At 50.4% G+C, this 13,238-nt stretch carries 10 protein-coding genes and 1 tRNA gene; 8 read left to right on the top strand and 3 right to left on the bottom strand.

All coding sequences use genetic code 11. The features are described from left to right. Nucleotides 1–71 precede the first annotated feature (71 nt). Nucleotides 72–158, top strand: a tRNA-Leu gene (locus AC2FGC_RS03350). Between the two features lie 221 nt (nt 159–379). Beyond that, nucleotides 380–541 carry a hypothetical protein gene (locus tag AC2FGC_RS03345; RefSeq protein ID WP_496722233.1) on the top strand — a complete coding sequence of 54 codons (162 nt, stop codon included), beginning with the start codon at nt 380–382 and terminating at the stop codon, nt 539–541. A gap of 485 nt (nt 542–1,026) precedes the next feature. Here the strand turns inward: AC2FGC_RS03345 and AC2FGC_RS03340 are convergent, their stop codons facing one another. Continuing rightward, nucleotides 1,027–2,460: a sensor histidine kinase gene (locus AC2FGC_RS03340; RefSeq protein WP_496722235.1), complete on the bottom strand. Its 1,434-nt coding sequence runs from the start codon at nt 2,458–2,460 to the stop codon at nt 1,027–1,029. A gap of 268 nt (nt 2,461–2,728) precedes the next feature. Between AC2FGC_RS03340 and AC2FGC_RS03335 the strand changes: the two genes are divergently transcribed. Continuing rightward, nucleotides 2,729–4,093 carry a cytochrome P450 gene (locus AC2FGC_RS03335; RefSeq protein ID WP_496781414.1) on the top strand — a complete coding sequence of 455 codons (1,365 nt, stop codon included), beginning with the start codon at nt 2,729–2,731 and terminating at the stop codon, nt 4,091–4,093. Between the two features lie 66 nt (nt 4,094–4,159). Here AC2FGC_RS03335 and AC2FGC_RS03330 read toward each other — a convergent pair whose 3' ends face one another. Then, a complete protein-coding gene (locus AC2FGC_RS03330; protein ID WP_496722239.1) occupies nt 4,160–5,293 on the bottom strand; it encodes a response regulator in 1,134 nt (377 codons plus the stop codon). 401 nt (nt 5,294–5,694) lie between these two features. Next, nucleotides 5,695–6,435: an acyl-homoserine-lactone synthase gene (locus tag AC2FGC_RS03325; RefSeq protein WP_496722241.1), complete on the bottom strand. Its 741-nt coding sequence runs from the start codon at nt 6,433–6,435 to the stop codon at nt 5,695–5,697. 558 nt (nt 6,436–6,993) lie between these two features. On the opposite strand from AC2FGC_RS03325, the gene AC2FGC_RS03320 reads away from it, so the two are divergent. From AC2FGC_RS03320 to AC2FGC_RS03300, 5 genes are all read left to right on the top strand, one after another. Beyond that, a complete protein-coding gene (locus tag AC2FGC_RS03320; protein ID WP_496722243.1) occupies nt 6,994–7,935 on the top strand; it encodes a response regulator in 942 nt (313 codons plus the stop codon). A gap of 504 nt (nt 7,936–8,439) precedes the next feature. Continuing rightward, nucleotides 8,440–8,862 carry a hypothetical protein gene (locus AC2FGC_RS03315; RefSeq protein WP_496781413.1) on the top strand — a complete coding sequence of 141 codons (423 nt, stop codon included), beginning with the start codon at nt 8,440–8,442 and terminating at the stop codon, nt 8,860–8,862. A gap of 392 nt (nt 8,863–9,254) precedes the next feature. Then, nucleotides 9,255–10,238 carry a glycosyltransferase family 2 protein gene (locus AC2FGC_RS03310; protein ID WP_496781412.1) on the top strand — a complete coding sequence of 328 codons (984 nt, stop codon included), beginning with the start codon at nt 9,255–9,257 and terminating at the stop codon, nt 10,236–10,238. Nucleotides 10,239–10,243: 5 nt separating this feature from the next. Further along, complete coding sequence (locus tag AC2FGC_RS03305) at nt 10,244–11,188, top strand: hypothetical protein (protein ID WP_496722249.1); 945 nt, start codon at nt 10,244–10,246, stop codon at nt 11,186–11,188. After that, a complete protein-coding gene (locus AC2FGC_RS03300) occupies nt 11,185–13,200 on the top strand; it encodes a hypothetical protein (RefSeq protein WP_496722251.1) in 2,016 nt (671 codons plus the stop codon). The genes AC2FGC_RS03305 and AC2FGC_RS03300 overlap by 4 nt, the downstream gene beginning before the upstream one ends. The last annotated feature ends 38 nt before the right edge of the window (nt 13,201–13,238 follow it).

Genomic DNA, 13,238 nt, shown 5'->3' with positions numbered 1-13,238 from the left:
CGGCGTGTTTTTTGCCTCTTCACATCCTGCTCACCACCGTCTATATGCCCCTCTACCAAGTCATTGGCAGTGCGGTCGTGGCGGAATTGGTAGACGCGCAGCGTTGAGGTCGCTGTGGGGTAACACCCGTGGAAGTTCGAGTCTTCTCGACCGCACCATATCTTGTAAGTTATTGAAAATAAAAACAATACCTTTCGGAGTGAAACTCAAAAAAATCACTGTAATTTCAACTGTTTCGTAGACCTTTACGCAATATTTTCGCATCGATTACGCATAAATTGAACGGCATCGTTTGCTTACGTACAGGCGGCAACCTGAGGTTGCCACTAGATCTGCCACTCAGAAGTTCATCGACGCCCAGCAACTTGCAAAGCATTAAATGGCGGGTGTTCAAGGGTTGGACCCCGACGATAGCTGGACCCGTCGGCTAGTGGGGGAAAGCCTAGAAGCCCGTGGAGAGGCCCGCGAAGTTGTAGCCGCTATCCTGAACCTTAATCGGGAACCCCCGAAGCCGATGTTGTTCGACATGCTGGATATTTAAGCGCAGGACAACGAGTGAATTAGTTCAAATAGAGAGTGCCGAATCGATGGGTAAGCTGAAAAACGTTAACAGTTTGGTGGCCATTGGCTTCTTTGTTTCCAGTTTCTATCATTTGGAACAGCGGAAACGAACAAAACACGAGAAATTCTCAGTGCTTGGATAGTTCATACCTTAATATAAATCTTGTGATATCGCGGCCTGCAAGTAGGAGGCCTTTTTGCCGAAAGTTGTGAACCTACCGCATCTTAGGAAATGTACTTAGTAACGAGTTTGCTGTTCCGATCGCATGATCGGAACAGCATTTTCTTTTTGGAGTTGCATTGGCATTACGCAGAATCCCTCTTTTCACCACAGGCGGTTTCGAGTGTGCCACGAGGTCTTGTGATTTTAGGGTTAACTCTACCATGGAAAATCCGCTCGGGAACCATGGGATTGCTTCGAAGTAGTACGGTGATGTGCCATCGAAATTGCTCAGTAGGATTCCGCTAATGTTGCTTGGATTGCATGGCGCAGGGTAGTGAGGTCTGCTCGTCTCCGGCGGTACCTACTTCATGCCCGCTTATGGCGGGAAGCATAATAAAAAACTCTGTGCCTTCACCAAGTTTGCTTCTGTAGTCTATTTCTCCTCCAAAATGCTCCACAATTTCTTTTGAAATGTGCATCCCGAGCCCTGTACCGCCTGCGTGACGTTCATCGGAAGAGTCAATCTGTGAAAAACGATCGAAGACTTTGTCCTGGCACCCCTCGGGTATCCCTATGCCGTGGTCTTTGACGAAGAGGCGAATCTTCCCACGGACTTTTTCGCATCCGACCGTTATCTCGCCTCCATCAAGGGAAAATTTGGCTGCGTTGGAGATCATGTTGGCCAACACTTGAAGAAGGCGGGACGCATCACCTTTAACGAACAGATCTTTGTTTCCCCTTATGTCCTCCACAATTTCTACGTTGTGAGCACTGGTGTAACCGGTGTTAACGGAAATCGCTTCCTGAACCAGCGTATGTACATCAATAGTTCCTTCACGGTAGTTCATTTCACCGGCCTCCATTTTTTGGATGTCCAGCACATCATTGATAAGTGATGCTAGCCGTTCGCTGTTTTTGCACGCTAAGTGTATGAGGCTTTGCATTGAATCTGGAACTTCACCCAATGCGCCTGTGTTGATTAGGTCAAGTGACCCCTTGATCGATGTAAGAGGCGTACGCAGCTCATGGCTGACTGTCGATATGAACTGAGTCTTTGCAATGTAGGCCGCTTTTGTTCTTTCGTGCTCTGCTTTGAGCTTTTCGAGTTGCTCCAAATTCCTGCGGTAGAGCTTCAGAAACACCATCGAACAGTCGATCAGAAAATACATTACAAAGATAACGGTGAAGAAGTGCAGCCAGAGTTCAGATGAAAGCTCGGGGCGTTCGATCCAGATATCCTTGACGACAATCAACATGAACGAAACGCCGTACATGGCCAAACGGACAATCATCGCCCACAGAAACTGATGGTTGTTCATTGCTGCAAACAACGCCGCAGCAAACAAGAAGAACATTGGCGTAAAGTGACCACCGGCGGGCTGTGCGAAAGCAACTGAAACTGCGTACAGGCAGATTGCGGCTGAGCTCAGGACCGTGTTCAACAGAATCCAAACAACCATCATACCTATTGCTTTGTGCTGGTCTGGCTTTAAGCGCGGTACGCGTTTGGCCAGCAATAAATCTTGCACTTCACAAATGAGGATCGTCCCATAGAACAACATGGCGTTAAAGGGATCGAAGAAGAACGCAGTCAAAATGGTCGTGGCCAGATAAATAGCCTGCCGCTGCCACAGAAGCGCAAAGCTCATGGCAGTATAATCTATGATGTTTTGCAGAAGCCGGTTTTCCGTTTCACCGGAATCCCGGTCCGGCAGATTGGCGTCGATGGCTGTCATCCAAATGTCTTCGTTTTTCGCGCTTGGAAAGTACCAATACCGGCATAATGAGGACTTAGTTGGTCCAAATTGGGTTCACAGTTTGGCACCAATCCTTTGACGCCTATCGCGATTGTTGGGCGATTCACGCAAGTTTTTGGTATAGGAGACCGCAAATTTTTGCACAATTGCAGAGCAGGGTACCCAAAATCGAGGATCTCGTTGCTAAGTGGGAATTTTTTCACCTTAATGTGTCCGAAAGAAGGAATAATTCTAAAAGGGTTGGGGTTTGACTGCAGTTGAAATTGCGAAGTTGAGGCAGGGTACTGTCGCTCCTGTTACCGCTAGGCTTGCGACCAAGCCGGTGACACTGCTTCAGTTTGCAAGGTCAGCTGGCCGCAACATGTTTGAAGTCATCCCGGCAGAAACTCTGCGTGAAACTTATGTTCGTGGACCTTTGAACATACACTATATCTGCGATCCTGAAATGGTAACCGAATTACTCGTCGGACAGGGCCGTTCGTTTCCCAAAGCCAAGTTCACCAAAGACATTATTGGATCGGCTGTAGGCAACGGTTTAATACTCTCAGAAGGGGAAAAATGGCGTCAGCAGAGGCGAAGGTATTCTCCATTGTTCGCCGCCAGAAACCTCCCGGTTCTGGCTCGGCATTTTGCAGAGACTGGTGTCGAGATTGCAGACTCATTGGCGGAACACGAAGGCCCTGTAGATATTGCACAAATTGCGCCTGCATCAACATTGACGAATATTTCTAGAGTGATTTTTTCAGGTAATAAGGAAGTCAGTTCAGAGCAGGTACGAGTGGGGCTGATCAAGTATTTCGAGTACATTTCTGATCTGTCCCTTTTCGATTTAATGGGTTTGCCAAAGTGGTTGCCGCGGAAAAATTGGCTACGCAGCTTGGCCCCGGTTACTAATATGCGAGACCTCGCCAGACGGGTCATAGATCAGCGTCGGGCCGAAGGCCGTAGCGAGCCATTGGACTTCCTCGATTTCATGATTGAGGCCTTGAAAACCGATTTCGAAGATGAAGCGACAACTGTTGACAACCTTTTGACCTTTGTCGTCGCTGGTCATGAAACTTCCGCTAACGCATTGGCCTGGGGATACTATCTGCTGGCCTTGCACCAAGATATGCAAGCAAGGGTTAGACAAGAAATTCGATCTGTTCGCCCAGAAGGCCTATTGGAATTCTCGGACCTGGAGGCAATGCCACTCTTGCGCGCGCATGTTAAAGAGACGCTGCGGCTTTATCCCTCCGCCGCGTTTTTTGCCAGAGACGCAGCTGCGGATCTTGAAATTAAAGGGGTAAAGATTGAAAATGGCGATGCGTTGTTTTTCCCAGTTTACTCTTTGCACAGAAATGAAAAATTATGGGATGCTCCCAACGACTATCGGCCGGAACGGTTCCTGGGATCTACACTGCCTCGAGGTCAGTACATTCCGTTCGGAGATGGTCCCAGAATCTGCATTGGCGCTCAGTACGCTGAAACTGAGATCATGGTGCTTATGGCTTCGGTGCTCCGTAGAATAAATTTTTCGACTACTGAGTCAGAAATACCGGAACCAGTTTTGACGTTCACCATGCGTACCAGTGGCCCACTCATCCTCAATGCCGAACGGGTTCGCGACTAAAGTTAATATCTAAACCCTAGTGCTCGACTTCTGTTCGAGGTCGGCCTTTGCCAAAGACAAAGCTTGCTACCGGCGAGTGAGGTAAGTGTCATCGCCGTACATTTCACGCAGGACGGTATCAAACAATCTATTGTTGGCCATTTCTTTGCGATGCGGCGTGTGCTTTGAAATCGAGGGGCAGGTCGCAACAAGGCCCTTTCTGAGATTGGTCTCACGAAGATTCACCATTTTAACAGCGGTGTCCAAAGATGCGAATGCTCCAACCTTTGTAATTGAACGAAGCGACACCGGTGTACTCTTCACCACCTTAAGATGGACAGAGGCGCATCGGTTACTGAGAACGGTCCTTAGTTCCTGGTTTAGAAAAGCTTCGGTTGGAATATTCAGGGTGCGTTCCCGTCCATGTGTAATAACGAGAAAAACGCCACTCCCTCGATAGGAATAGATTCCTCCGGCGGCCTGTGTTGTCTTTTGAATGCAAAATCCAATGTCGGAAACAGCGCGCCGAAAATCTCCAAATTCCCTCAGATCAAAGTGGTACCCCGCATCGCGAAATTTGATTGCTGTAACCCAGGAGTCAAATCGGCGCCCCCGTGAAAGCTGCTCCACATAGTTGTCGAACTCGACATACCCCAAGCATTGTTCCTGCTCGTCGATAGACAGGGGGTCTTCAAAACTGAATTTCTGATTAAAATCCAGTTCACTACGAAGACTTTCTATCGACGCTGAAGAGGATTGTGTTTTCTTTCTCTCCATCATTAGAAGATGGGCGGCGTTCATACGGCTGCGCAATTCGAAGAAGTCGAAGGGCTTAGTTATGTAATCAAATGCGCCTTCTAAAAATGCCCTCTCGATGCTCTGCCTGTCATCTAGAGCAGTTAACATTATAACAGGTGTTTCCAGATTGTCCGGCAAGTTTCGGATTTGCGAAAGCAACTCTATCCCAGAGGTTCCGGGCATCTGAATGTCAACAAGCAGACAGTCGAATGGGGATTCCGCTGCTTCTATCTGCCGAAGCGCTTCATCAGCTGAACTGGCGGCAACCACTTTGCAGTTTTCGAGTTCAGGAAGTGCTGATTGGAGCAATTTCAGAATGTCAGGATCATCATCAACCGCCAGAACAGCAAGCGCGGTCTTTCTTTGTGCTCGAAGCTCCAACTTTTTTTGGAACCGATCACTTACGAATGTGGAATGTCTCATAACTGGTGAACCACCGATATCCTCATAACGGGTTAAACTTATGAGGCGAGTGGGTCGAAACAGCGGCAAAAATGGAGAAAATCGTCGTAGAAAGGGGTTTTTTCTTGACCTTTATTTGGCGCCAGCGGCTTCAACGACGAGTTGCCAGTTATTGTTGTGAACTACCGTCGCATTCTCTTAACATTTTTTTTGGCAATGTGTTCGTGCCTAAGAGCAGTCTAAGACCGCAAAACGACGGAATTGAACAACGGTTGGAAGTCCAAACATCAATTCTGGAAACCCCACTAACATGCAAAACAGCCGCGGTTTCCCAATAGTCTGAAAATCAATCATAGTTGCTAAGAAATCTGCGCCGAGCGTCCAAGAGTACAAAAGACGCTCTAGTGGCTGAGTGGTTCCATTTACTTATGGATGTTGAACAAAACTGACTGACTGACGGTGCCATCGATGGAAAACTTTGCGCCGACAGGCGAGGCATTGATGCCCAGTCGCCGTGACCACCGTGCCCAGACTGAGGGGACGATGCCCAGTATGCTGGTCGCACCACCTTCCATCGCGACAGTAGTCATCTGGTGAAACAACTCCTGTTGAACCAGCAGCCTGCGTGACGATGCAACATCCTTTGCCACGAAGAAACGGGATGCTTCCCAAACAGAGTGCTTTACCGGGGCGTCCATAAATAAAACGTCAGATGGTATTCCTTTAAGGATACCTCTTTGCGCGTCGCGCAGCATATAACTATATACGCCGCATTCTGCGGTCGTGGGTAGAAGTCGCACACCGCCTAAAACTTCACCGAATTCATGCAACACAATCCATCGACAGGCTGGCGTGTCGTATTGGTCGAATTCCATCCCGTCAGCTTCACCAACTTGCCACTTTAACTGGTCAATGAAAATTGACTTTCTGGTTTCAAGGTATTTTGCCAGCAGGGTGCCATACTCGTAAATATTGCGAAAACTAAGTGTAGTCGCGCGAATATTTCCAATGTCACCACGTGACGTTGGCGGACTGCTTTTGACAGCAAAAATTTCTAGTCGCGCCAAAGCACTTGGTGCGCCTGAAGTCCCGTTAGCAGGTGTTAGTTTCGGAAACCCCTCCGAGAGCGGGTATGTCTGCTTATACCTGAGTGGTCTGTCCATATTTTACTCATATTTTTGACACACTTATGGCAAGATTCAGTTCAGCAAGTCCACAACCCTATGCGGTAGTTGTCCGAATAGATGGATAGGTGTGTCTAAATCTCCTCCCTCCCTTTGGTTGAGTTTACTGACTGACCAAAAACTTTAGATAGTTCTTGGCTGTTATTTTCTCCCGCAGGCTTCATTTATTTCCTCGCGCCTGGCAACATTTTGAAAAAAGACAGCTTCTTTTGCGTATTCCTTTCGAATCCACGATGGATCAGGCGCCGTCTCGCTCTCCGATAATGTTTCGAGGCAGCCGTGACGGCTGATAGGAGTAAAATCAAAATGGCATCAAGAATTTGAGGGATTTACTTTTTCAATATGCGCACTTGCGCGGAAAATATTGTGCAAATTAAAAAAAATGCACAGACATAAGGAAGCCCGCCTTATGTCACCGTTTTGCCGCCTTCGTAAGAGAGGATGAAGAAACCCTGAGTGTTTTATGCGCCGGCCAAACGTTGCCTTAAGTCTGCAATGCCTAACGTTTGGTGAGGTGCAAAAGGTTGGTGAAAAGTTATGCGTATACTTGCTGTAGATGACGATCCGAGTATCCTGGAGTTGCTAGATAGAGTTCTGGACGCGTTCGGTTATAAAGATGTCGTCACCGCCAGAAGTGGGCGGGAGGCCATTGAAATACTGTCGAGACCTAACGAAGCGTTTGACTGCTTGCTACTGGATGTGCAGATGCCGCAAATGAACGGCATTACTCTTTGCGAAGAAGTGCGAAAACTACCAGAACACACGTACACGCCCATTATCATGGTGACCGCCATGGTACAAAAAGAGTACATCGACGAGGCATTCGGAGTTGGGGCCACAGACTACGTTACAAAGCCTTTTGAGTTCTCTGATCTGAAGCAGAGGTTGTCCGACGCGTATAGGATGGCAGCGGAACGCAGAGCCGCAATCGAGGTGCTCGAAGCTGAAGCGGATTTTGAGTTGTGTTTTGACAATAGTCCGGACGTTCGCTTAAGTGATCCGCAATGTTTCGGAGAATTGCCCGGATTCATTGGGTTAGCTGAATTTGAGAACTACGTAATTCAGCTTTCAACGATGCACTCCATGGCTGCAAAACTTGTGGCGGTTAAATGCACAGGCGCTGAACAAATCTATAAGACGAGCACGGTCAGTGAATTCCGTAGTGCCATGACTTTAGCTGGCACAGCAGTTCTGTCAGCTAATCAGGAAGGGCGTAAAGTGGCGACCTATTGGGGGAATGGCGTGTTCTTGGTGATCTACGACAATCAAATTGACTTGAGAGTGGACCAGTTGGGTGCTCCGCTTCCGGAAGCATTGAAAGATATTTCCGGTGATGCCACTTCAGGCCGGCCAATTGGCTTCCAGGTGAGCGAAGAAGTTATGCTAAAAGCCAAAACCAAGATGGAGGCGTTGTTCTTGATAGACAAGGCCGTCGAAATGGCTGAAATGTCGGAAGGTCGAGCGGCGAATATCGGTTGAAAAACTGCACACATGGATGGTGATTATGACCAGATACTGGTGGAAAGAGCACGTTAAAACGCCCTAAGTTTTTTGGGGGGGGGAAGTAAAGCTACGCGCTCATTCATAGGGCGGTCAAACTGTGTGCATTTGCCCTACTTTGTTCGATCCTAGCGCCCATCCGGCGGCAACAATTCGGAGAAAGAACCCGTCAGCCTTTTCTCGGGGTCCGACTTGATGCGAGATCTGGTATCCCCGCCTTTCTTTCATTCCCTGAATAGTAAACTCTTATCTTTCTATGGCTTCACACCCAAGATGCGCTCATTTGTTTCTGCGCCTTGCTCTGTAAACCCAAGCGAAGTGGGTTAGGCCGCTGACGGCAATTCCTCCAATTTGGTCCTTCGGTTTGCCGCGTGACCATTACCAATATTTGGGGCCCCCTCAGGTTCTCAAATAATCCCAAGAGTTCTGCGGAATTTTCGAACTCTCCAACTTCTTGGCACAGTTTTGTATGAGGGTTCAGTTTTGAGTGCAGCAGTTAAGGTATTGAAAAATATGGAATTAGTAAGCGGCATTGGTATAGTAATTGCCCTGTTAATCGGGTCAGTATTTTTGGCTGTCGTATCGCCTGAGTTAGGTTTCGTCACGGGCTTATTGCTGTTGCTTGTGCCGGGGTTTGCGCTGATCAAGCCGCTGCCTAAGCTCAAGCTGGGCCATAGAGGTTTTAGCTTCGCTGTATTGTCCTTCGAGGGGATGCCAGCCACGTTCAGGTCACTTAGCATGGTAAACAAACAAGAGGAAGTTGAACCAGCGTTACTTAAACAAGACAACCCAGAGGCATACCTTCCCTCGCTAAAAGACAAGGACCAAGAACTCTGGATTTCCGAAATGGCGGATATCGGCCCGGAACGGTATACTGCCGAATTAGTTCGAATTGATAAAGAGTAGGAACTTCGCCATGCGGAGGCAGCGGCACGGTGTGAAGCAGAAAACCCTCTGCATGCGCAAAGCGTGTGCCATAACTATCTGGACGAAAAAACCGGAGCCGATTGACAGCCTCCACAACACACAATACCTCCTTACACAGCACACATTTGGGGAAACCTGATGGCTAAAGAAGGGCGTTTTGCTCATAAAAATATTGGGTCTGAGAAGCTAGTTCGAAATCGCCAGATGCTTCTCGACCGCACCATTATCCAGCTGAAATTAGCGATTTATCAGTGCATCTGCCGTTTAGAGATGCACCAGTTCGCGTCGGAATGCCCGCACCGCAATTTCCTATCTCGCCCACGTGGATCGGGATGTGTATGAGTGGGGCAAGACTATTTGGGAAGGGTAATATGTCTCAGTCCATCACCGTGTTCACAACGATGAAGAACGAAGGCCCGTATATGCTGGAATGGGTCGCGTTCCACAAAACACTCGGCATTGATCATTTTGTGATTTTCACCAACGACTGTGATGACGGAACGGACAAGATTGCTGCAAGATTGCAAGAGCTTGGCTTGGCCACTCATGTCAGCAATGAAGTGAAAGAAGGGGGCAATCCCCAGCACCAGATGCTGCGCCGCGCGCGCCGTCAGCCCAAGATCAAGGAGGCCGATTGGCTGTTATGTCTGGATGTAGATGAATTCTGGAATATCCGCTGCGGCGACAACGGATTTCATGACCTGATTTCCGAGGTCGAACAAAAGGCAGGTCAACCGGTCGATGCGATATCTCTTGCGTGGAAGTTGTTCGGAAGTTCTGGAAACATCAGCTTCGAAGACAGACCGGTGACAGAGGTATTCTCGATGGGGGATCAAGAGTTCCCCTATCATTCAAGCCGCGCTTTTGGGCTGAAGACGCTGTTCCGAAATAATGGCAAGTTCACCCGATTTGGTCCGCATCGCCCAAAGGGCTTTGACGAGGAGGTAGCGCCCGACATCGCATGGTCAGATGCTGGCGGAAAGCTGTTTCCAGCCGATAAGGTCGGTTGGCGGGCCTGGCGTGGGTTCGACCATTCCCTGGGACGTATCCACCACTATTCAGTGCGGTCCATGGATGGGTTTCTTGTCAAGCGCGACCGGGGTCGAACAAACCACATCAAAGTAGATCAGGGGCAAGCTTATTGGCAGGACATGAATGCCAACAAAGAGTCCGACCAATCCATCTTGCCCGCCGCACGCCGCGCCGCACCTCTGCTGGCCGAACTGAAGGCGGATGAAGAGTTGAATGAATTGCACGCGCAGGCTTGCGACTGGCACCGCGCTAAAGTGTCCGAAATCAAGATGCGCCCGGAATGGGTTGAGTTTCGCGTCTGGCTCGCCGATAACCTGATCTGATCATTATGGCCGAAGACCTATCGAAAGAGCAGCTGAAACCGGAACACCCTGATCGCAAGACAGGGTATGAGCGTATCCTGACAGATCCCGCTCCGCCTTGGTTTGTCGAGCTGTACCCCGGCGGCGACGGCACTGGCTTCTTTCAAAAGCTGGAACGCCACTCGATCCTGTTCCATCAGCGCTACCCAAAGCGTCTGGTAGTCAGCTTCGACAATATCGCCAACGCCAATGACCTGTCCTTCGCGCGCGAGCCGTGGGGCTGGAAATTCTTTCGGGACGAAGGGTGGTCCCACATGGGCGTCTTCGCGCGCACCAAGGCATGGTATCGCGACCCCGAGATCATTTCCTATTTTGAAAACAAGGTCGCCGAGGGGTTCTTTGACCGGTTCGATCAGGTGGTTTTCGCAGGCGCGTCTATGGGCGGCTTTGGGGCTTTGACCTTTTCAGCGCATGTGCCCGGTGCGCATGTGATCGCGTTCAACCCTCAGACAACGCTGGATGAACGGCTGGTGCCTTGGGAAACCCGCTATCGGTTCGGCCGCGTGCAGGACTGGGACCTGCCGATGAGCGATGCGGCCCAAACTGTTCAGTCGGCTGGTAAGGCTTACGTCTTTTACGACCCTTTCTTTGATCTGGACCGGCAGCAAGTTCAGCGTCTGCGGGGCGACAACGTGATGTTGCTCAAGACCTGGTTTTCAAACCATTTTGCGGCGCCCATGTTGCGCAAGCTTGATATCCTCAAGCCCGTGATGCTGGGGGCGATGGACGGCTCACTGGACACGGTCGGGTATTACAAGATGATGCGCGCCCGACGTCGCCTGCCTATGTATATTCGGGGGATTGAGGCCATCGGCGCCGAGCGGCACCCTGACTTGGCGGCAAAAGCCCGGCAGCGGTTCCGCCGACTGCGCCGGCAGGCCATGGCCGAGAAGGAAAGGGACGCCTCGTGAGCGCCGCCAAAGGTGTGTTTGTCGGTCAGCGCAAGGACCGCATGGGCGCGCGGTTGCTGATGATGCTGACTTGCATCCGGCTGGCCGAAGATTTCGGCACGACCTACCGGGTGAATTGGTTCCCGCAGGGCGCGGACGCGCCCGAGCTTGACCACCCACAAGAGTTGTTCGCGCAGGACTGGATGGATGAACATTTCCTTACTCCTAAGGAGTTCGGAGCTCTTTCGCAGAATGCCTTGCCGATCTGGTCCTTCCAAAGCGACACCTCGCCCGACCGCCTGATTGCGCATCTCAACGCCGGACGGTCGGTGCTGGTAGAGGAAGGTTTCGAGGTGCTGGCCTTTCCTTGGGAAGACGTCGAGGCCATCCGCCCGCGATATCGTGACTTCATTCACCGGGTCGGGTTCACCGAAGAAATACGCGAAGTCATGGATTGTGCGGATGCCAAGCTGTCAGGTCAGGGTGTATCGGCCTATCACATCCGCCGCGGCGATATCCTGAACGGGTTGCCGTGGAAGCACACGACATGGCCTGCAAAGATTGAACCCGAAGAATTGTATGAAGCGCATCTGGAGAAGAACGCCGACAAAACGGCCATCATGTTCTCAGATCAGCCGGAACTAATTGCCCGGTTTCAGTCAAAGTTCCCAAAGTTGATGCAAATGTCTGACGTTGCAGATATGTCAGGAATGACACGCGCAAAACGGGATTTTCTGGAACTCTACACGATGTCGCGCGCGGAGCAGGTAATCGCACCGTTTATTTCAGCGTTCTCGATGGCCGCCGCACGGATATCAGGACAACAACGCAAAGTTTTCCGTGAGGTTTTGACCGAGGAGGAGCTGGCGGCCTCAAATGAGAAAATGATTGAACGGCTTCGCGACGGGCCGGAAGAGTTTCTGAATCTGTCTGAAGCCGCCCACATTTTTGGGAAGGCGTCCTTTGTCCTTCATGGATTGGGTTCAGGGGATCGTGCCGAAGAAGCAAAAGAGCTGGCGGCACCTTTGATTAAAGCTGGTGCTGACAACGCCTTTTTACCTTTGCTTCAGGCCATCAACTACTTCTATCTCAAGCAGTGGCCGGCAGCGCTCGAACTTGCAGACCAAGCCTTGTCCAGCCCCCATTTGTGGCCGGAAGATCATGCTGTCGCAACTGCATTGCGGGCATCCATTTTGGGTGGGCTACGAAAACGCTGGATGGCGGCGCAAACCTTCGGTCGGGCGTTTTGGGCGAAACCGATGCGGCCGGATGTCATCGTGTTTGGTTCCAGATTGGTCTACCGTGACCAGATATCTCACCGGGCGATGCCACCGCTGGATTGGGTAACGCTGAAAAGCGTTCGGCGCCCCTGGTTTAATTACAATTCGCATATCGCGCAGCGGAAAGTGTTGGTTCGGCTGCCCTGCAATTTTGATTTGCTCCTGCTGGATTGGAGTGTGTTGTCGCTGGACCAAAAGGCCAAACGCTTTGCGACAAATGCCACCCGTATTTCGATGTTGATGGATGGTCTACACAATGCGACGCTTTTGCCCGAAGATGTCAGGCTGTCGACAAACTCACCGGGTTTTCAAAGCACGCAGTCTATGCTCCAGTGGCTTCTGAGTGAAAAACCCACGCATGACGTGGTGGATATTGCCCGACGAGTCGTTAAACTCGTGCCTGAACAACCTTTGTTTCACAAGCGTCTTGCTGACCTCTACGAGGCGGACGGAGATTATGTGCAGGGTCGTTTGGCTATGGCGGATGCTCTTGCATGCGACCCGGATAATCCGTTTCTGATTTTTGCCATGGGTCAATTCCTTGAAAGGACAGACGCGGTTGAACAGGGACAAAACCAGATTGTTCAGGCTGCCGAATTAGATGACAATACTGCCGCAATTCAGGGCGCAGCCGGTCAGTTGCTGCTAAAACGTGGAGAAAAAGCCAAGGCGCGGAAATACCTGTCCCGGGCACATGAACTTTGCCCCAAGCTCAAGCGGTTTTCAAACCAACTAAAACGGGCGGGCGGGTAAATTGCGCGGATTTCCCCTTGGTAGTTCTGCCAATCCAA

It is taken from the genome of Ruegeria sp. CDSC054 (assembly GCF_059610645.1).
This window is presented reverse-complemented; position numbering and strand designations above follow the sequence as displayed.